We start from the raw sequence: 18,934 nt of genomic DNA on the forward strand, positions 1-18,934 counted from the left end.
CGGTGCCGCGACGCACGGGACCGACCTCGCGGGTCGCCTACCCACAGGCTCGGCATCAACCGGTGCTGCGGCTCGGACAGACCCTCGGTCCCCGATGATCCTGCGAACCCTTCGGCCACAAGGCCGGTGACGACTCCGATCCGGGTGGGTCGTCGGTGCGGCCTCGGGATGTCGCGATTTCTCTTCAGCTCGACCTGCACAACGTTGACATCGGCCCGAGCGCTTCATCAGCAGAGGATCGGCGACACGGACCGGGACCCGGCAGTCGTCGATGGTGACGGGGCCGACTTGGCTGAGGACCGTCGGCTGCCGTCGGTCGGGTCTCCCAGCCGCGGGATCTCCGCCGCTCGGTCCGGGGGATCACCGCCGTCCGGGTCGGCGTCACTCGCCGGTGGCTCCGTCGATCGACTCGCGGATCAGGTCGGCGTGGCCGTTGTGGCGGGCGTACTCCTCGATCATGTGGAGCAGGATCCAGCGGAGCGAGAAGGGCTCGCCGGTGTCGCGGCTCGGGCGGGAGGAGGGGTGCTCGAGGCCGCCGGCGGCGGCAGCCTCGGCGATGTTCGCGTCGGCGGTACGGACGGCGTCGTCCATCAGCCGGTGCAGGTCGGCAGGGGAGTCCTGGACCGCAGTGGTGAGCTCCCAGTCGATGTCGGAGTCCCAGTCGGCCGAGGCGAACGGCTCGGGCAGCGGGCGGTCGTGCAGGACGTAGCCGAACCAGTGCGCCTCGTTCAGGGCGACGTGCTTGAGCAGGCCGGCCAGGGTGAGCGTGGACGGCGGATGGGTCCGCCCGAGTTGATCGTGGTCGAGGCCGGCGGTCTTGTGGCGCAACGTGTCGCGGTGGTAGTTCAGGTAGCCGAGCAGCGTGGTCAGCTCGTCGGCGCGGAGCGGCGGATCGGTGCGATCCTTCGTCACGGCGGTGGCCCTTCGGGTGTGGTGATCACTGGGAGTGCGGTGATCAGTGGGAGTGCGGTTTTTGATCAGTGGGGTCGGGGATCAGTGGGTGCGGTGGGTGGCGAGGGTGGCCAGCGTGCCCAGCGCCTGCCGGCCCTCGTCGGTGATCTCGGTGCCGGGCAGTGCGGTCAGGGCGGCCTGGGCGGCGCCGTGGCTGGAGTCGATCGTGGACTCGACCTGGTCCCGCGCTCCGGTCCCGGTGATCAGGTCGCGGAGCCGGTCGACCTGGTCCCGATCAAGGTCGGGCCGGCCGAACAGGTCCAGGATCTCCTTGCGGGCCACGGGTTCGGCGGCGGCGAGGGCGTGCGCGACCAGCACGGTGCGCTTGCCCTCGCGAAGATCGTCTCCGGCCGGCTTGCCGGTCAGCTGCTCGTCGCCGTAGACGCCGAGCAGGTCGTCCCGCAGCTGGAACGCCCGGCCCAGCGCGGAGCCGTACTCGGCCAGCATGGTGATCAAGGACTCCGATCCGCCGCCGAGGCTGGCGCCGATCTGGCAGGGCCGCTGGATCGTGTACCGGGCCGACTTGTACTCGACGACCCGCTCGGCCGCCTCGATCGCGGTCGCCAGGTCCTGTTCGGTGACCGGTCGGGACTGGGCCAGGATGTCCAGGTACTGGCCGGCCGTGACCTCGGTCCGCATCGACTCGACCAGCGGCAGCGCGCGGGCCAGCGCCGCGGGCGGCAGGCCGGACCGGTGCAGCAGTTCGGAGGACCAGATCAGCAGCAGGTCCCCGTACAGGATCGCGGCGGCCCGACCGAACACCGCCGGGTCGCCGATCAGACCATGATCATCGTGCAGCCGCTCGAACTGCCGATGTGCGGACGGCCGGCCGCGGCGCAGATCGGAGCCGTCCATCACGTCGTCGTGGACCAGGGCGCTGACGTGCAGCAGGTCCAGGCTCGCGGCCGCCGCCAGCAGCGGACCGCGGTCACCCTCGCCGGGCAGCCCGGCCGCCGCGACGTACCCCCAGACGCAGCCGGCCGGCCGGACCCGCTTGCCGCCGGCGACCAGCGCGCGGGCCTGCTCGTGCAGCGGAGCGAGCGACGGGTCGATCGCCTCCAGCACGTCCCGCTGGCCGTCCAGGAAGCCGTCCAGTACGCCGGCGACGGCGTCCCGGAACCCGGCCGCGAGGGGCGCCGCCGGATCGAGCGCAGGGCCCGCGTCGAGGTGCGAAGTGGTCACCCGCCGAGCCTACGGAATCGAATCCTGGGAACCCGCCCGGCCCGGCCGACGACGGCCACTAGGGTGTTCGCATGGCGCCTGAGACGACGCTCGACCGCCGGCCCGGGACGACTCCCCGGACGGATCCGCACGCGACGATCGCGGAGTTGCTGGCCGCCCCGGCGGGCCCGCTGTTCTCCTTCGAGCTCTTCCCGCCCAAGGACGACGACCAGCGCCGCACGCTGTGGCAGACCGTGCGCCGGCTGGAGGCGCTCGGGCCCGACTTCGTCTCGGTCACGTACGGCGCGAACGGGTCCAGCCGGGAGCGGACGATCGAGATCACCGAGGCGATCGCCCAGCACACCACGTTGCGCACGATGGCCCACCTGACCTGCGCCAGCCAGCCGGCCGAGCAGCTGCGCCGGGTGATCGGCTGGTACGCGGCTGCCGGGATCCGGCACGTGATGGCGATCCGCGGCGACATGCCGGGCGGGCCGACGGTGCCGTGGGAGCAGCACCCGGAGGGTCTGCGGAACGCGACCGAGCTGGTCGAGCTGGTCCGCTCGCTGGGCGATTTCTGCGTCGGCGTCGGCGCATTCCCGGACCTGCACCCGGAGCGGTACGACGCCGCCCTCGATGCCCGGTTGCTGGTGGAGAAGGCCGAAGCCGGCGCCTCGTTCGCGATCACCCAGCTGTTCTTCACGCCGAGCCGCTATTTCGAACTGGTCGACCGGGTCCGTTCGCTCGGCTGCGAGATCCCGATCATCCCGGGCATCATGCCGGTCACCCGGCTGAGCCAGATCCAGCGGTTCGCCGAGCTGTCCGGTGCCGACCTGCCGACGTCGGTGGTGGCCCGGCTGGAGCAGGCCGGCGACGATCCGGCCCGGGTCCGCCAGGCCGGCATCGACATCGCGACCGAGCTCTGTGCCGACCTGCTGGAGGGCGGCGTGCCCGGCCTGCACTTCCTCACCATGAACCGGTCCACCGCGACCCGCGAGATCTACGGCCGGCTGAACCCCGACCCGAGCTAGCCGCGCGGTTCAGCGAAGCAGCGCCTCGACCAGTTCCGTTCCGATGGCGGGGAGCCGGTCGCAGTCGACCGTGTTGTCCTCGATCGGCCCGGTCACGTTGTAGCTGATGGACAGGTGCTGGGTGTCGTGGATGTCGATGTTGATCTCGCACGTCGGTCGTACATCCATTCGTTGCCCGGTCCAGGCAGGGAATCCGTCGACCTCGATCTCCTTCGGTTCGGTGTCGGAGAAGATGCTCCGGTCGTAGATGCTCTCCTGATACTTGATCAAGGTCAGGGCGTACGGCGGCTTCTGGTGCGCCCAGGAACAGGACACGGTCCCGGACTTGAGCCGCTCGCCGACCGGGCGGCCGGGCTGCACCTGCCACCGGGTGACGGGAACGTCGTCGAGGGCGGTGCAGTCCTTCATCGCCGACAGATCAAGATCACGGGCCCGCTGGCGGCGCGACGGCTTCCAGGCCCCGTCCAGGCCGCTCGGCGGGCGGGACGACGGGGCGGTCGGGGTCGGGCTCGGCGGCGGTTCCTGCGTCGGGAAACTCGGCGGCTCGATGGGCGAGACGCCGAACGACGGCTCGGATCCCGGAGCGAGTGCCGCGCACCCGACCGCAAGCGGCATCAGTACGGCGATCGCGGCCCAGACGACGATCCGGCGGCCCAGCCTGACCACAGCATCTCCTCGTGAATCGGCGCTGCCCGCGGTCGGGCCCGCGGGTCCGGCCGCAGCCTAGCGACGCCTCGGTCCGGAAACGTCGCTCCGACACCCGTCTGTCGCCAAGTCGGATCGATGTCCGACATCGCCGGCTCGGGGTCGGCGGCTCAGCCGAGGGCGGCCCGCCAGGCCGCGCCCGGCGTCGCGTCGACGGTGACCAGTCGCTGGGTCGGCCGGGTCAGCGCGACGTAGAGCACGCGGACGCCGCCGGGGGACTCGGCCACGATGTCGTCCGGCGTCACCACGATCGCGCCGTCGTACTCGAGGCCCTTCGCGGCCAGCGGGGTGACCAGGACCACCCGGTCCGCCGCTGCGTCGTCGGTGATCAACTTCGCGTCGGTCAGCGCGTCCCGCAGCGCCCGCTGCCGGGACGGGGGAGCGATCACGCCGACCGTGCCCTCGACCTGGTCGAGCAGTTCCCGGGCCGCCTCGATGACGGTGTCCTCGACCGGGCCGGCCAGCAGCTCCGGCTGGTAGCCGACGGAGCGGACGGCGGTCGGCAGATCCGCGTCCGGGACCGTACCCACGACGACCTTGGACGCCAGGTCGAACACCTCGGCCGGGCTCCGGTAGTTGGTGCTCATCCGGAACCGGCGGACCGGCGCGGTGCCGACCAGCTCGGTCATCGCCCGCTCCGACTCCGCCTGGTCCGGCCAGGAGCTCTGGGCCGGGTCGCCGACGATGGTCCAGCTGGCGCTGCCGCCGCGGCGCCGCAGCATCCGCCACTGCATCGGGCTGATGTCCTGTGCCTCGTCGACCAGGATGTGCGCGTACGTGTCGTGCGGGGTCGCGAACGGGTCCGGCTCGGACCGGTCGGCCAGCCGCTCCATCGTCGTGAACACCTCGGGCACGTCGTCGCCGCTCTCCAGGAACAGCGGGATCTCGACCGAGTTCGACTCCGGCACAGGCCCCAGCAGTGAGGCCAGCTCGTCCAGCAGTGCGCTGTCGGCGACCGACCAGTCCCGCCGCGCGGCCGGCACCGAGGTCAGCCGGGCGTAATCGGCGGCGAGCAGGTCCTGCTCGTGCCGGGACAGGTGGGAACCGGCGGCCCGGCCGAGCAGTGCCCGGTCGGCCAGCCGGGCCAGCGCGGCCGGGGCGCTGAGGGTCGGCCACCAGGCGGAGCTGAAGGTGTGGAACGCCGCGGTCGAGGTGACCGCGTCGTCGAAGTCCGGCCGGTCCAGGTCCAACTCGCGCGGCCGGCGCCGCCAGAGGGCCGTGAGCAGCGCGGTCTCGGCGGCGTCGCGGGCCTGGTTGAGCTTGTTGTGCGCCAGGACGTCGGTACGGATCCGGGCCAGCGTCGGTCCGTCGAGGGAGTAGACCACGCCGTCCACGGTCAGCCGGAGCTCGTCCGGCACGCCGGCCGGGGGTTCGGTGACCAGCCGGCGCAGCACCCGGACCATCCGCAGGCTGCCCTTGATCGCGGACAGCTCGGCCGGGTCGTGCCGGACCCCGGCGACGTCGACGACGTCGTTCGGCACGGTGCCGACCGAGCGCAGCGTCACCGACTCCTCGCCGAGCGAGGGGAGCACCCGCTCGATGTAGTTCATGAACACCTGGCTCGGCCCGACCACGAGCACGCCGCCGGACTCGAACCGGCGCCGGTTCGAGTAGAGCAGGTAGGCGGCCCGGTGCAGGGCGACCACCGTCTTGCCGGTGCCGGGACCGCCGCTGATCATGGTGAAGCCCTGCCAGGGTGCCCGGATCGCCTCGTCCTGCTCGGCCTGGATGGTGGCCACGATGTCGCGCATGTTGTGACCGCGGGCCCGGCTCAGCGCGGCCAGCAGGGCGCCGTCGCCGATCACGACCAGGTCGTCCGGCGCGTGCTCCGAGTCGAGCAGATCGTCCTCGATCCCGATCACCCTGGCGCCCTGGCAGCGCAGCACCCGGCGCCGGGTGACGTTCATCGGGTTGCTCGGCGTGGCCCGGTAGAAGGCCGCCGCGGCCGGCGCCCGCCAGTCGATCACCAGCGGCTCGTAGTCGGCGTCCCGGACCCCGATCCGGCCGATGTAGCGGGCCTCGGCGTCCACGTGGTCGAGCCGGCCGAAGACCAGGCCCTCGTGCTCGGCGTCCAACGTGGCCAGCCGCTTGGCGGCCTGGAAGGCGAAGATGTCCCGTTCCAGGAGCCCGGTGCCGTCCTCCTCCCGGACGTAGCTGGACCGGTCCGACTGATAGAGCGACCGCCCTTCGGCGGCGACCAGTCGGGCCGACCGGGAGGCGACATCGAGTCGCTGATAGACCTTGTCGACGTGGGCCTGCTCCGCGGCGAGCTCGCGGTCCAGGACGGCAGCCGCCTCCTGGTCCGAGGGTACGGATTCCGGCGCCGCGGTGTCCGACGATGAAGTCAAAAGCGTGTCCTTACCCGAGTGACGAAACACTCCAGTCTACAAACGATCCGACGTCAGGTCGTCATGACAGGCGTACGAGGCGAGGGCGCCGGACAGCAGGGTCTGGGACAGGCCCGGTCCGGCCGCGGAGAACGGGCCTGCCTGGTAGAGCCGGGGCAGCGGGCCCCGGATCGGCGGCCGGACCAGCCAGCTGCCGAAGCCCTGCCAGGCCAGGCCGCGGCTCCAGTCCGGGCGGGGCCGGGCGTAGTCGTAGCTGAGCTCGACCATGGTGTCGCCGGCCGGCCGGACCACCGTGACGAGCGGCCCGGCGCCGGCCCGGTGCTCGACGGACTCGGTGAGTTGGCCGGTCACCGGTCCCGGCAGCCGGGTCGCGGTGACGGTCGGGGCCAGGGCCGGCCGCAGCCGGGCCAGCGTGGCCCGCTGCAGCGGCAGGTCGACGCCGGCCAGGAGTTGATCAAGGAGCCGGGGCGGGTCCACCGTGCTGATCACCGCGGCCGCGCGGACCGGGCCGGTCCCGGTGATCACGCCCGCCGCCCGGCCGGAGTCGATCATGATCTTGGTCGCCTCGCCGTCGATCATGGTCACCCGGCGGGTCGTCAGCCGGCCTGTCAGAGCCTCGACCAGGGCCGAGGTGCGTCCCGTCTCGGTGCCGTCGGTGCGGCGCATCGTCCAGCGTCCGAAGCGGCGCAGGACGGCCAGGTCGACCGCGCTGTGGGCCGGGGTGGAGCTCGGCACGGACCCTTGCAGATAAGCGACATCGCGGACCAGGGCAGTCAGTGCGGGATGTCCCTGCCGGTCGGCCAGGCGGTCCAGGCCGAGCCTGCTCCTCAAGATCGTCTCGACCCGCCGGGTCAGTTGGAACCGTCCGTGCAGCTCCGACTCCAGCCCCAGCGGCCGGAGGGTCTGCCAGACCTCGTCAAGATCATCGAGCAGATCCCGCCAGCGGTCCGCCGCCGCGCTGCCGTACGTCTCGGAGAGTGCCGCGTACTGTTCGCCGCGGTCGGTCGGCAACCGGAGCTCGCTGCCGTCCGGGAACCGGTGCAGTGCCGGTGGTGCCGGCGCCAGCTCCCAGCCGGTCCGGGCCAGTTCGGCGTCCAGCGGCCGGCCGCTCTTGCGGAACAGGTCCCGCCAGGCCGCCGGCAGGGTGAGCACCGCCGGGGCGTCGTCCACCACCGGGCCGGACGGATCGTCCAGTGGGCGGCCGGCCCAGGTCCCGCCCACCGGCAGGCCGTCGCTGACCAGGGCGACCCGGTGTCCCGCCTTGGCCAGTCGGGCCGCCGCGGCGAGCCCCGCGATGGTCGCTCCGATCACGATCACGTCGAAGTCGGCGTCCGGCCCGGCTGGCATGGCACCGTCCTATCAGAGCCCGTCCCGGGCCTCCGCCGTCAGGTCCAGCGGACCACCTCGTCGTGCTCGAGCCGCGGCAGCCGCGGGTACCAGGCGTCGGAGTTCTCGGGGTGGCCGATGTTGACCACCAGCGTGGAGGTCCAGCCGCCGTCCGGGAAGAACTCGGCGTCCAGTCCGACCGCGTCGAAGCCGCCCATCGGGCCGGCGCCGAGGCCGACCGCGCGGACGGCCAGGATGAAGTAGCCCGCCTGCAGCGCGCCGTTGAAGCGGCCCAGCTGCTCCCGTACCGGCGGGTTCTCGGCCAGTTCGTGACGCAGCTCGGCCCGGAACGGGGCGACCCGCGGGATGTGCTCGTGGAAGCCGTTGTCGACCGCGAGCAGGGCGACGGCCGGCGCGGCCAGGGTCTTGGCCCGGTTGCCCTCGTGCAGGTGCCGGACCAGCCGTTCCCGCGCCTCCCGGGACTGTACGTAGACCAACCGCAGCGGCTGGATGTTGACCGCGGTGGGTGCCCACCGGGCCAGGTTCCAGATCTCGGCGAGCTGATCGTCGGTGACCGGGGTCGGGGCGAACGCGTTGATCGTGTGCGCGCCGGTGAACAGCTTCTCCAGCGCGGCGTCGTCGAGCCGTCCGGTGGTCGCCGGGTCGGTCAGCAGCTCGGTCATGATAGTTATCTCCAAGTCACTAGGAAATTACAAGTACCACCGGGAATGATAGTCCGCCGGGTACAGTGGCTGACATGGCGCCGACAGGTGAGATCCCTCACGAGGAACACGGTTGCGACGAGGCGTTGGCGCGCGCCTTCCAGTTCCTCGGCAAGCGCTGGAACGGGGTCCTGCTGGGCACCCTGATGGGTGGCGCGGCCGGCTTCGCCGAGTTGCGCCGGGCGATTCCCGGGATCAGTGACTCCGTGTTGTCCGATCGGCTCTCCGAGCTGTCCGGTGCCGGGCTCGTGCAGCGCACGGTGCGGGAAGGCCCGCCGGTCACCGTGGGCTACCGGCTGACGGCTGCCGGCGAGGCGCTGCTGCCCGCGCTGGAGGAACTGATGGTGTGGTCCCGGCAGCACCTGACGGACGAGCGGTGCCAGGCTGCGACCCGGAAACGCGGGACGGCCCGGGCAGCCGCCGAGTAGCCTGCCGCCATGGCAGACCTCGAACCGGTCGACGAAGAGTGGCAGCGCGGACTCGGCGTGGTGGCGCATCCGGATGATCTCGAATTCGGTGCGGCGGCCGCGATCGCGCGCTGGACCGACCAGGGCAAGCACCTCTCCTATGTCATGGTGACCAGCGGCGAGGCCGGCATCGACTCGATGACGCCGGACGAATGCCGGCGGGTCCGGGAGGCCGAGCAGATCGAGTCGGCCCGCATCGTCGGTGTGGAGACCGTCGAGTTCCTGGGGCTGCCGGACGGGATTCTGGAGTACGGGATCGGCCTCCGGGCGGCCATCTGCCGGACGATCCGCCAGCATCGGCCGGAGGTCGTGATCACGGCGAACTTCCGGGATACCTGGGGCGGCCGGGCGCTCAACCAGGCCGACCACATCGCCACCGGCCGCGCGGTGCTGGATGCGGCCCGGGACGCCGGCAACCGGTGGATCTTCGCCGACCAGCTGACCGACGGGCTGGAGCCCTGGGGCGGGGTACGCCAGGTGCTGGCCTCGGGCTCGCCGGAGGCCGAGCACGCCGTGGACACCACGGCGACCTTCGAGCGCGGCGTCGCCTCGCTCAAGGCGCATGCGGCCTACATCGACGGGCTGGGCTGGGAGTTCGATCCCGAGGAGTTCCTGGAGGGGTTCTCACGGCCGGCCGGGGCCCGGCTGGGCACCACGTTCGCGGCGCCGTTCGAGGTCTACTCGCTCGCCTTCGGCGGCTGATCCGAAGGTCTCCTGGTTCGGTCCTTGACGGACTGTCAGTGCCCGGGTGTAGATTGATCCTTGTTCGAACACGCGTTCGATATCGATACTTGGGGAAGGATCGCGTACGCGAGTTCGGCACAGCGCCGTGTTCGCGGCACGCGCTCTGGCTCGCCTTGGCGTGGATGGACTCGACCCCCGTCCACGCCAAGGCCGCCACTCACCCGGGTCGAGCCTCCCTGCTCCCGAACTGCGCCCCGAAACAGGAACCCCTGACATGCCCCTGCCTGCGACCGCCCTCGTCTCCGACCCGACCGAACGCACTCTGCCCGGCCAGCCCGTGCTGTCGGGCTCCTTCCCGCGCGCCGACCATGATCGACTTCCGGCCGCGCTGCGGTCCGACCTGCACCGGATCGAGGGCACCCTGCTGGAGGCCGAGCTGGCCGGCCGGCCGAGCGAGCGCTATCTCGCGGCACACCTGGCGGCGCTGCGGACCGGGGCGCTGATCGTCCGGCTGCGCTCGGCCCAGGTGCGGTTCCCGAGTCACCTCTGGTCCCTGGTCGCGGCGGTCGCACCGGAGTACGCGGAGTGGGCGGCCTTCTTCGCCGCCACCGAAGGCAAACGGGAAGCCGTCCGGTCCGGCGCGACCTCGATCGTCAGCGAGCGGGAGGCGGCCGATCTGCTGCGCGACGCCGGTCTGTTCTACCAGCAGGTGTACACCCGGCTCGGCCCGGAGCCGTCGGCACGGGACCGGTCATGATCATCGGCTCGGCGCGGCGGGTGCGGCCGCCCGGCGGTCGCCGGGTCGTCGGCACTAGGCTTCCTCCCACCACGAGGCTGCCGAGTGTTTCGGCGGAAGGAGGGCGGCATGGCGACCCGCGCCACGACGCACCGCGCCAAGCGCCGCCTGCCGGTGACCCAGGCGCTGCTGCTGCAGATCCTCGACGCCCAGCTCGCCGAACTGGACGGCGAGGGGGCGCGGACCGTGGTCGACCTGGGCGGCGGAACCGGCGGCGTGGCGACCGCGCTGGCCGAACGCGGCCACCGGGTCACCGTCATCGACCCCAGTCCGGACGCGCTGGCCTCGCTGGAGCGCCGGACCGCGGAACTGGGCCTGGCCGACCGGATCAGCGGGCTGCAGGGCGACGCCGGCACGCTGGCCGACCTGGTCGCTCCCGGCACCGTCGACCTGGTCCTGTGCCATCGGGTCCTGGACGTCGTGGACAACCCGGCCGACGCGCTGACCGAGGTGGCCCGGGTGCTCCGGCCCGGCGGCAGACTCAGCCTGCTGGTGCCGCAGCGGCACGCCCTGGTGCTCTCGCACGCCCTTGCCGGGCACATCGCCCTGGCCCGGGAGGTGCTGGCGGACCGCAGTCGGTTCGATCATGCCTCGACGCTGGAACTGGTCCGGCAGGCCGGCCTGGAGGTCGTCGCCGAGCACGGGCTCGGCGCGGCGGCGGACCACGTCGCCGAAGCGGTGGTGGAGTCGGCGGCGGGGGCGTACGCGGAGCTGCTCGCGCTGGAGACCGACCTGAGCACCGACCCCGCGTTCCGGCCCATCGCGCCGTCCCTGCACGTCTCGGCGCGCCGCGCGGACTGACCCGGCCGCCCGCCCCGAGGTCCGGCGGTGATCGCCGATGGCGGTGATCCTCCACGTCGACATGGACGCGTTCTTCGCCTCGGTCTCGATGCGGCGGCGCCCTGAACTGCGCGGCAGCCCGGTGGTCGTCGGCGGCTATCCGCGGGGCGTGGTGCTGTCGGCCAACTACGAGGCGCGGGCGTACGGGATCCGGTCCGGCATGCCGTCCGGCCGGGCCAAGCGGCTCTGCCCGACGCTCAACTTCATCGACCCGACCTACGACGACTTCTCGTCGGTGGCGAAGGGGATCGTGGCCGTCTTCCAGACCGTCACGCCGATCGTGGAGGCGGCGTCGATCGACGAGGCCTACCTCGATCTCGCCGGGGCGCGGCACCGGTTCAGCTCGCCGTACGCGATCGGGGAGTACGTCCGGGCGATGGTCTGCGACGAGCAGCAGATCACCTGCTCGGTCGGCATCGGGCCGTCCAAGTTCGTCGCCAAGATGGCCTCCCGGGCGGCCAAGCCGGACGGGCTGATCGAGGTGCCGCCGGCGCGGGTGGCCGACTTCCTGCACCCGATGCCGGTGGACGCGATGTTCGGCGTCGGCCCGCCGACCGCGGAGAAGCTGCACCGGCTCGGCATCCGTACCATCGCCGACCTGGCGCGCACCCCGCCCGGCGCGCTCCGGCAGACGTTCGGCCCGCACCTGTCGCACCAGCTGGTCGAGCTCGCCTGGGGCCGGGACCGGACCCGGGTCGTGCCGGCGGTGCCGGAACGCGGCGTCGGCTCCCAGGAGACGTTCGGCTCCGACACCGAGGATCCCACCGTGGTCCGGCGCGAGCTGCTGCGGATGGCCGCGAAGACGGCGCGCCGGATGCGGCGGGCCGGTTATCTCGGCCGCACGGTGACGATGTCGATCCGGTTCGCCGACTTCCGCACCCTGACCCGGTCGTCCACGCTGGCGACGCCGACCGACGTGACCGACGAGATCTACGCGGCGGCGCTCGCCCTGCTGGACCGGCTCGGGCTGGACCAGGCCCGGATCCGGCGGGTCGGCATCAAGGTCGGCGGCCTGGTCCCGGCCGAACGGGCCGAGCGGCAGCCCTTCCTCGACGACCCGGAGTTCGGCTGGCGCGAGGCCGAGCGTGCCGTCGACGCCGCCGTCGGAAGATTCGGTCCGAAGGCCGTCCAGCGTGCCGTCCTGGCCGCCCCGCGGAACTGGGTCGCCGCGATGGGCACCCCGGGCCAGACGGACCACGATCGGCGCGCCCACCAGCCCAAGTGATCGCGGTCCCGGCGTGGGGTTTCTCACGTTCTCGGGGCCCGGGTTGGCGAGTCGTCGTTCCGGGTGGGTGCGGTTTGAGCCGCCCGGCGGTAGTGTCGGAGTCGGGCCTTTCCCGTACCGCAGATCAGGGCACCACCGGAGCGTCAGGTGGTGGGTTTTCCTGGGCAAGGGGTGGGCCTAGACTAGGGTCAAGGAATCACGCCAGACAGGGTGTGAGGACCGCAAGCAGCGCCGTTGGCGCATGGAAAGCCGGAGGTGGCCACGTGGCCCTCTCAGAGGAAGAGCAGCGGCTCCTCGAACAGATGGAAGCCGCCCTCGCCGCGGAAGACCCGAAGCTGGTGAACACCATGCGCGGGACGGGTCCGCGACGGGTCCATCGTCGACGGGCAGCGCTCGCCGGGGTTGGGTTCTTTGCCGGATTGGCACTCCTGATCGCGGGAATGTCGACCTACCTGTTCCTCAGTGTGCTCGGTTTCGTGGTGATGGTCGCCGCCGCAGTGACGGCGATCTATGCGTGGCAGCACGTGGGTTCCGGCCCGGATCATCGGACCGGCGCGGAGCGGCAACGCGCGTCTCAACCGTCCGGCCCGGACAGCACCCGCAACTTCATGGACAAGATGGAGGAGCGCTGGCGTCGCCGGCGCGACGAGGGTTTCTGACCGGAGCCGATTGTCCCCGAGGCTCGTTCTTCAGTTGAAGAACGAGCCTCGTTCATGTTCCCGCCCGTGTCGGTGTGGGAGCGGACGCGTCAGGCGCTCTCGGATTCGACGGTGACCGCGAAGTCGGTCTCGGGCCGGTCGGCCGGATCGGGCGCGGAGTCCTGGGCGGCCGCGTAAGCCCGGCGCACCGCGGCCGGGATCCGGCCCCGGTCGGGCACCTTGTGGCCGTTCGACTGGGCCCAGGCCCGCAGCGTCGCGTTCGCCGGCGGAAGCTCGGTCACGAACGTTGCAGACCCGCCACCGTTGGGGGCGCCGTGGCGGCGCGCCTTCTCCGCGTACGGCTCCAGGACGCCCCGCAACTGGGCGGCGTGCTCGGCCGAGAGATCGATCGCATAGTCGACGCCGTCGAGCGCGAAGTTGACGGTTTCATCGGCCCGGCTCCCGTCGAGATCGTCTTCGAGGGTGATTTCGATCCTGCGCGCCATTGAACCGCCTTCCGATTCCGTACGAATTCGCCCGTCGACTCGGTTTTCGCAGTATTTCACCGGCGTCGACCGCCGTCCAGTATTGCGGATCGGGACAAGACCGCGGTCGCACGTCGGGTCAGGATTTCCCTTGTTTTGCGGGCAGATCGGGCACCGAGCATGGCGCCGGGCCGGGTTTCCTAACGACGACGGAACAATGAACGGGGCAGCCAAAAGGCCAGGAATCGCCGCCATCGGCTTTGCGGTTCGGCCAGTCCGGCCCGCACGTTCCGGGTGATTTCCGGCAATTCGTCGAGTTCACCGTCGGGTGCGGTCGGGGCATAGCGGGAACGTTCGACGAGCACGGCCACACTGGTCATTTCGTCGGCCTGGCTGCGGTCCAGGCGATTCGCGACCGCGTCTCCGATCCGGCGCGGCGAGCCGTCCGGCCAGCGCCCGCCGAGGTCGATCATCGTGTCCCGGATCTCCTGCCAGGCGCCCTCCACTCGTTGTCGGCCGTCCTGGTGCGGGCTGAGCCGGCTGGCGCGGCGCCGGATCCGGAGCGTGGCCGGGGCGGCCAGCACGGCGAGCACGAGGAGCCCGATCCCGGTCGCCAGCAGCGCCTGCCACGGGTCGGCCGCGGTCTGGTTCGGGTCGGTCGGGGTCTCGGTGGGCGCGTCGGTCGGGCCGGCAGTCGGTTCGGTCGGCGTGTCGGTCGACTGCTGGGTCGGCGCCGAGGTCGGCTCGGGGGAGTTGCCGTTCTCCGACGGCGGCACCGACCAGTCCGGCACGGTGCCCGCCTGGCTGGCCGGGGTCGGCTCGAACCGTACCCACCCGTAGCCGGAGAAGTAGAGCTCGGGCCAGGCGTGCATCTTGTGGTTGGTGACGGTGTAGCTGCCGTCGCTGTTGCGCTGGCCGGGCAGGAACCCGATGGTCACCCGGGACGGGATGTTGGCCACCCGGGCCATCATCGCCATCGCGCCGGCGAACTGTTCGCAGTAGCCGCGGCGGTCGGTGAGCAGGAAGTTCTCCAGCGCCTGGTAGCCGCTGCCGGGCAGCGGCCGGGTGTCGTACTCGAAGGCGTCACTGCGCAGGAACGACTGGATCGCGATCGCCCGCTCGAACGCCGTCGTCGAATCCTCGGTGACCTGGTTGGTCAGGTCGATCAGGCTCTGCGGCAGGTCGTCCGGCACCGCCGTCGTGATCGCCGAGTCCTGCGGCGTGCCGGCCGCGGCCAGGGACAGCTGTTCGGCGGTCGGTTCGATGTCGATGCTCTGCACCCGGTACGACAACCCGGCGATCTGTCGGCGCCGGACGTCCTCGTTGCCCATGGCCAGGATCGACAGCGCGCCCGGGTCGAAGCCCCAGGACCCGTCGGCGCTGAAGTTGCGCGGGGCGTACGGCGCCGGCAGGTACTCCGACTCGAAGCCCTGGCTGACCGTGACGTCGGTGGTCCGCTGCCCGCGCGGCTCCGTGGTGACGCCGGGGATCTGGCCGAGCCGGTTGCCCGGCGTGACCTGGATCTGGACCGGGGACCAGCCGGCGTTGCCGAACTGGGGGAGCGTGGTCAGCCGCAGGTACGTCCCCGAGGCCCGGTCGTCCTGGGTCGACCGGTAGCGCAGCACCGGCCGCTCGTCGGCCTGGGTCAGGTTCCGCCTCAGGTCGAGCGTCGGGTCGCCCAACTGCAGCGGCCCGTTGCCGCCGGAGCCATTGCCGATGCCGAAGCCGGACAGCGCCAGGGTCGGCATGATCAGCGACACGACCACAGTGATCACCAGCGCCGGCACCGCCAGGTAGCCGGCCGCCCGCCAGACCACCGGGGCGGCAGCGCCCATCGTCTCCGACGAGTCGTGGGACAGGCCGCGGGTCCAGCGGGCATTGGAGTTCAGTCCGTCGGCGATGAGGATCGCCAGGTAGCCGACCGCGACCAGGCCGAAGCTGAGGATCGAGGCGTCCTTGGCCAGGCCGAGGGCCGGCACCAGGTAGAGCGCGGTCGGCGGTGCGAAGGCCCAGCCCGGCCGGCCGACGCCCACCACCAGCAGGTCGGTCAGCACCATGACGATGCCGACCGCGGTGACGAAGATCAGGGTGACGCCGTCGTTGGGCTGCATCGGCGAGGTCTGGGACTGCATGTGCGCGATCCCTGATCGCCACAGTTCGAGCAGGCTGTCGTACCAGGAACCGCTGCCGGGATCCGACATCGACCAGGTCAGCATGCCGAGCCCGAGGATCAGCACCGCGACCTGGATCAGGAACACCGTGGTCGGCCCGAGCCGGGCCCGCCGCAGCAGCAGCGTGACCAGGCCGAGGGTCAGCACCAGCAGCCAGCCGAGGACCAGGTAGCGGCCGTCGGAGGTGAGCGGCCGGATCGTCAGCGACGCCAATAGAACGGCGATCGTGACGGCGACGGTGCTGCGGTCGGTGTCGCGCATCAGGCCACCCGGCTCAGCTCGTCCAGCCGGGTCCAGGCATCGCCGACGGTGGTGGTCCGGTCGGCCCGGACGACCCGCCACTGGTTGTCCAAGAGCACCTTCTGGGCCAGGTCGGTGGCGTCGCGCTGCCGTTCGTCGTCCTCCTCACCGGCGAAGGAGGCCACGTCGAGCATGATCGCCAGGCCGCGCGCCCGGCTGCCCCGGACCCGGAGCAGCACCTCGGCGTCGGCCGGGGTGAGCCGGCCCAGGATCGCCACGATCAGCTGGCCGGGCCGGTCGGCGTTGGCCGACTCGACCGCGTAGTGCAGGGTCCGGGTGCTCCGCGGCCGCAGGTCGGTCAGCCGCTCGACGACCAGCTGCCGACTGGCCGAACTGTGCTGGCCGAGCGCGCCGCTGATGTGCAGCGGGCCGCCGGCGTCGAAGATCTCCACGCTGAAGCCGGAATCGAGGAAGTGGGTGGCCACCGAACCGGCGGCCGAGATCGCCCACTCGATCGAGTTGTGCATGCCGCGGCCGGCGTGCGCCGACTCCCGGGAGTCGAGCAGGATGCTCGCGCTCGGGTCCCAGGCCTGCTCCTCGCGGCGGACCATCAGCTGGTCCCGCCGGGCGGTCGAGCGCCAGTGCACCCGGCGGACGTCGTCGCCCTGCCGGTACTCCCGGATCAGCGCGTCGTCGGCACCGACCACGCCGATCCGGTGCGGCTGCGCCTCACCGGTGCTGCCGGCCCCACCGGCCGCCCGCAGCGTCGGCAGCGGAACGATCTCGGGCGTCACCATCACCTCGGAGGTGGCGACGAACTGGCGATCCATCCGGACCAGCCCGAACGGATCGGTGGTGCGCACCATCAGCGGTCCGGTACGGAAGCGGCCGCGGACCCGGCCGAGCAGCGGGTACTCCACCTCGCGGCGCCAGTTGAGAGTGGCCCGGTCGATCAGGAACCGCGGCCGGTTGCCCAGCTCCCGCGGCACCGCGTCCTCGAGCATCAGGATCCCGATCGGCAGCCGGCCCTGCTGGCCGAGCACGATCCGGCCGCGCATCGGCGAACCGAGCGGCACCTGGGCCGGCTCGACCGACCGCTCGCAGGACAGCCGGAGCCGGGTCCGGGCGACCAGGACGGCGGCCAGGATCGGCAGGACGAGCAGCAGCAGGCCGAGCCGCATGATGTCGCGCTGGTCGCTGACCATGCCGACGATCGTGACGATCAGGCCGAAGACGGCGAAGATCCGGCCGCGACCGGTGAGTAGCTGCCAGAAGCGGTGCATGGCCGGCGGTCAGGCCTGGCGGGCCGGCTGGCCCTGCCGGTCGCGGCGCCGGTCGGCCCGGTTCGGGGCGTCGGCCGGGTTGCGGTCCGGGATGTGCACCGAGGCGACGGCCGCGGCGATGATGTCGGCGACGGTCCGCCGGGCCAGCTGTGCGTCGGTCGACGGCAGCACCCGGTGGGCGAGCACCGAGCCGGCCAGGGCGCCGACGTCGTCGGGCGTCACGTAGTCCCGGCCGGACAGCGCGGCGAAGGCGCGGCTGGCCCGGAGCAGTTGCAGGCTGGCCCGCGGCGAGGCGCCGATCCGCAGGTCCCGCGACTGCCGGGTGGCGTTGACCACCGCGACGATGTACTGCTTCACGGCCTGCGACACGTACACGGCCTTGACGGCCGCGATCAGTCCGCGGATGGTCGCCGCATCGGTGACCGGGCGGAGGTCGGCCAGCGGGTCCGAGGAGCCGTGCGCGTCGAGCATGTCCAGCTCGGCGTTCGGCGTCGGGTAGCCCATCTGGATCCGGGCCATGAACCGGTCCCGCTGCGCCTCGGGGAGGGGATAGGTGCCCTCCATCTCGATCGGGTTCTGGGTGGCCACCACCATGAACGGGGCCTCCAGCAGGTACGTCGTCCCGTCGACGCTGACCTGCCGTTCCTCCATCGACTCCAGCAGGGCCGACTGGGTCTTCGGCGAGGCCCGGTTGATCTCGTCGCCGACGACGATGTTGGCGAAGATGCCGCCCGGCTTGAACTCGAAGTCGCGGGTCTCCTGGTTGAACACGGAGACGCCGGTGATGTCGGACGGCAGCAGGTCGGGGGTGAACTGCACCCGGCGCACCGTGCAGTCGATCGACCGGCCGAGCGCCTTGGCCAGCATGGTCTTGCCGACGCCCGGTACGTCCTCGACCAGGAGGTGGCCCTCGGCGAGGAGGACCACCAGGGCGAGGTCGATGACGCTGCGCTTGCCCTCGATGATGCCCTCGATCGCTTGGCGTACGTCTCCCATCACCTGGACCACGTCGGTGAGGGAATACGAACCGTCCCCGGTTCTGGCGTAGCTCAAGGTCACCCTGTCCTCCGTGTCCCTGGTCGGGCCGTGCTCGACAGCCTGAACCGTCTCATCGGCACCACTCGTCGATGGGAGAAGTTCCCACGAAGACCCTACGCGGTGATTCCAGTCGGTGGTGGCCGAGGGCGCGATTGTTACGCCCTGGCCAACACCGGCCGAACACTCCGCTCGGCTCCCGCGTTCACTCCGAATTCTCGCATCCCTGCCCGCGTGCCGCCGAGTGTCTCGCCCGCAGCCCGGGAAGCGCGCGGTCCTCGCCCCGTCGTCCGCCTTGCCGCAGCCCGACGCCGGGTCGGGCGGTCCTCGAGGCAAATGGGCCGGACCCGGACCGCGCGCACTGCGCCGGCCGCCGCGCTCTCGGTCGCGTACTCGCAGCCGCACGTCGTGACCCCGGCCCGCCGCGTTCCCCACCCTGAGCCCCGCCGGGGCACCGCGCCGAGGCTCGCCGAGTGTGACGCTGCGCCCTCCTGAAATCGATCTCACCGGTCGGTTTCGTCACACTCGACGGGGGAGCGGGCACAGATGGGGGCGTCGCGGGCGATGCCGGCTCCACCTCCGGAGGGTGCGGGCCTGAGGCGGTCGCGCCCGAGGCCTGGGCAGCTTCATGCGTGCTGACCTGACCCCCCGGCGTTCCGCCTCCGGGCAGCGGTTCAGGAGCACCCGCGGAGAGCCGGTTGGCTCCGGTTGCGGCCTGGAGCAGGAACGCCGGGCCGCCTCGCCCACTCAACGACGGCGACCGCCGGGCGCTGGGGTGGCAATGACCGCGTTCGGTGTGGGCGAAGAGCCGGCTGGCCCGCTCGAC

Annotated in this window: 17 protein-coding genes; 7 read left to right on the forward strand and 10 right to left on the reverse strand. The window is 71.9% G+C overall.

Annotation, left to right across the window (positions count from 1 at the left end):
- Positions 1–381 precede the first annotated feature (381 nt).
- Positions 382–912 (reverse strand): DinB family protein, encoded by a 531-nt coding sequence (locus AC6CCG_RS09890; RefSeq protein WP_496654330.1) that lies wholly within the window; start codon positions 910–912, stop codon positions 382–384.
- 81 nt (positions 913–993) lie between these two features.
- Positions 994–2,133 carry a polyprenyl synthetase family protein gene (locus AC6CCG_RS09895; protein ID WP_496654331.1) on the reverse strand — a complete coding sequence of 380 codons (1,140 nt, stop codon included), beginning with the start codon at positions 2,131–2,133 and terminating at the stop codon, positions 994–996.
- A gap of 71 nt (positions 2,134–2,204) precedes the next feature.
- Here AC6CCG_RS09895 and metF point away from each other — a divergent pair, with 71 nt between their 5' ends.
- On the forward strand, positions 2,205–3,143 hold the full coding sequence (metF, locus tag AC6CCG_RS09900; protein ID WP_496654332.1) for a methylenetetrahydrofolate reductase [NAD(P)H]: 939 nt from the start codon (positions 2,205–2,207) through the stop codon (positions 3,141–3,143).
- A 9-nt stretch (positions 3,144–3,152) separates the two neighbouring features.
- Here the strand turns inward: metF and AC6CCG_RS09905 are convergent, their stop codons facing one another.
- From AC6CCG_RS09905 to AC6CCG_RS09920, 4 genes are all read right to left on the reverse strand, one after another.
- The gene (locus AC6CCG_RS09905) at positions 3,153–3,809 is read right to left on the reverse strand and encodes a DUF3558 family protein (protein ID WP_496654333.1); all 657 of its coding nucleotides are present in this window, start codon (positions 3,807–3,809) and stop codon (positions 3,153–3,155) included.
- A 149-nt stretch (positions 3,810–3,958) separates the two neighbouring features.
- Entirely contained in the window at positions 3,959–6,196 is a 2,238-nt protein-coding gene (locus tag AC6CCG_RS09910) for a HelD family protein (protein ID WP_496654334.1), read from the reverse strand.
- Positions 6,197–6,232: 36 nt separating this feature from the next.
- Positions 6,233–7,543 (reverse strand): FAD-dependent oxidoreductase, encoded by a 1,311-nt coding sequence (locus AC6CCG_RS09915; protein ID WP_496654335.1) that lies wholly within the window; start codon positions 7,541–7,543, stop codon positions 6,233–6,235.
- Positions 7,544–7,581: 38 nt separating this feature from the next.
- Positions 7,582–8,205, reverse strand: a complete 624-nt coding sequence (locus AC6CCG_RS09920; protein ID WP_496654336.1) for a malonic semialdehyde reductase — start codon at positions 8,203–8,205, stop codon at positions 7,582–7,584.
- Positions 8,206–8,279: 74 nt separating this feature from the next.
- Here AC6CCG_RS09920 and AC6CCG_RS09925 point away from each other — a divergent pair, with 74 nt between their 5' ends.
- The 6 genes from AC6CCG_RS09925 (at position 8,280) to AC6CCG_RS09950 (ending at position 12,915) form a co-directional block, all read left to right on the forward strand.
- Complete coding sequence (locus AC6CCG_RS09925; RefSeq protein WP_179757453.1) at positions 8,280–8,672, forward strand: winged helix-turn-helix transcriptional regulator; 393 nt, start codon at positions 8,280–8,282, stop codon at positions 8,670–8,672.
- A 9-nt stretch (positions 8,673–8,681) separates the two neighbouring features.
- Complete coding sequence (locus AC6CCG_RS09930; RefSeq protein ID WP_496654337.1) at positions 8,682–9,413, forward strand: PIG-L deacetylase family protein; 732 nt, start codon at positions 8,682–8,684, stop codon at positions 9,411–9,413.
- Positions 9,414–9,669: 256 nt separating this feature from the next.
- The gene (locus AC6CCG_RS09935; protein WP_496654338.1) at positions 9,670–10,152 is read left to right on the forward strand and encodes an SAV_6107 family HEPN domain-containing protein; all 483 of its coding nucleotides are present in this window, start codon (positions 9,670–9,672) and stop codon (positions 10,150–10,152) included.
- A 108-nt stretch (positions 10,153–10,260) separates the two neighbouring features.
- Positions 10,261–10,992, forward strand: coding sequence for a methyltransferase domain-containing protein (locus AC6CCG_RS09940; RefSeq protein WP_496654339.1), 732 nt, complete (start codon positions 10,261–10,263; stop codon positions 10,990–10,992).
- Between the two features lie 37 nt (positions 10,993–11,029).
- Entirely contained in the window at positions 11,030–12,256 is a 1,227-nt protein-coding gene (gene dinB / locus AC6CCG_RS09945; RefSeq protein ID WP_496654340.1) for a DNA polymerase IV, read from the forward strand.
- A 263-nt stretch (positions 12,257–12,519) separates the two neighbouring features.
- Entirely contained in the window at positions 12,520–12,915 is a 396-nt protein-coding gene (locus AC6CCG_RS09950; RefSeq protein WP_377497994.1) for an SCO2097 family morphological protein, read from the forward strand.
- Positions 12,916–13,004: 89 nt separating this feature from the next.
- On the opposite strand, the gene AC6CCG_RS09955 is transcribed toward AC6CCG_RS09950, so the two are convergent.
- From AC6CCG_RS09955 to AC6CCG_RS09970, 4 genes are all read right to left on the reverse strand, one after another.
- A complete protein-coding gene (locus tag AC6CCG_RS09955; RefSeq protein ID WP_496654341.1) occupies positions 13,005–13,400 on the reverse strand; it encodes a histone-like nucleoid-structuring protein Lsr2 in 396 nt (131 codons plus the stop codon).
- Between the two features lie 179 nt (positions 13,401–13,579).
- Positions 13,580–15,811, reverse strand: coding sequence for a transglutaminaseTgpA domain-containing protein (locus AC6CCG_RS09960; RefSeq protein WP_496654342.1), 2,232 nt, complete (start codon positions 15,809–15,811; stop codon positions 13,580–13,582).
- Positions 15,811–17,073 carry a DUF58 domain-containing protein gene (locus AC6CCG_RS09965; RefSeq protein ID WP_496654343.1) on the reverse strand — a complete coding sequence of 421 codons (1,263 nt, stop codon included), beginning with the start codon at positions 17,071–17,073 and terminating at the stop codon, positions 15,811–15,813. The genes AC6CCG_RS09960 and AC6CCG_RS09965 overlap by 1 nt, the downstream gene beginning before the upstream one ends.
- A gap of 9 nt (positions 17,074–17,082) precedes the next feature.
- Positions 17,083–18,069 carry an AAA family ATPase gene (locus AC6CCG_RS09970; protein ID WP_496654410.1) on the reverse strand — a complete coding sequence of 329 codons (987 nt, stop codon included), beginning with the start codon at positions 18,067–18,069 and terminating at the stop codon, positions 17,083–17,085.
- Positions 18,070–18,934 lie beyond the last annotated feature (865 nt).

Source organism: Microlunatus sp. YIM B11417, assembly GCF_059617205.1.

What these genes read in the sequence shown, in the direction of transcription:
- metF (WP_496654332.1), top strand. Translation starts at nt 2,205, where the DNA reads ATGGCGCCTGAGACGACGCTCGACCGCCGGCCCGGGACGACTCCCCGG.
- AC6CCG_RS09925 (WP_179757453.1), top strand. Translation starts at nt 8,280, where the DNA reads ATGGCGCCGACAGGTGAGATCCCTCACGAGGAACACGGTTGCGACGAG.
- AC6CCG_RS09940 (WP_496654339.1), top strand. Translation starts at nt 10,261, where the DNA reads ATGGCGACCCGCGCCACGACGCACCGCGCCAAGCGCCGCCTGCCGGTG.
- AC6CCG_RS09965 (WP_496654343.1), bottom strand. Translation starts at nt 17,073, where the DNA reads ATGCACCGCTTCTGGCAGCTACTCACCGGTCGCGGCCGGATCTTCGCC.
- AC6CCG_RS09970 (WP_496654410.1), bottom strand. Translation starts at nt 18,069, where the DNA reads ATGGGAGACGTACGCCAAGCGATCGAGGGCATCATCGAGGGCAAGCGC.
- AC6CCG_RS09915 (WP_496654335.1), bottom strand. Translation starts at nt 7,543, where the DNA reads ATGCCAGCCGGGCCGGACGCCGACTTCGACGTGATCGTGATCGGAGCG.
- dinB (WP_496654340.1), top strand. Translation starts at nt 11,030, where the DNA reads ATGGCGGTGATCCTCCACGTCGACATGGACGCGTTCTTCGCCTCGGTC.
- AC6CCG_RS09930 (WP_496654337.1), top strand. Translation starts at nt 8,682, where the DNA reads ATGGCAGACCTCGAACCGGTCGACGAAGAGTGGCAGCGCGGACTCGGC.
- AC6CCG_RS09955 (WP_496654341.1), bottom strand. Translation starts at nt 13,400, where the DNA reads ATGGCGCGCAGGATCGAAATCACCCTCGAAGACGATCTCGACGGGAGC.
- AC6CCG_RS09935 (WP_496654338.1), top strand. Translation starts at nt 9,670, where the DNA reads ATGCCCCTGCCTGCGACCGCCCTCGTCTCCGACCCGACCGAACGCACT.
- AC6CCG_RS09920 (WP_496654336.1), bottom strand. Translation starts at nt 8,205, where the DNA reads ATGACCGAGCTGCTGACCGACCCGGCGACCACCGGACGGCTCGACGAC.
- AC6CCG_RS09960 (WP_496654342.1), bottom strand. Translation starts at nt 15,811, where the DNA reads ATGCGCGACACCGACCGCAGCACCGTCGCCGTCACGATCGCCGTTCTA.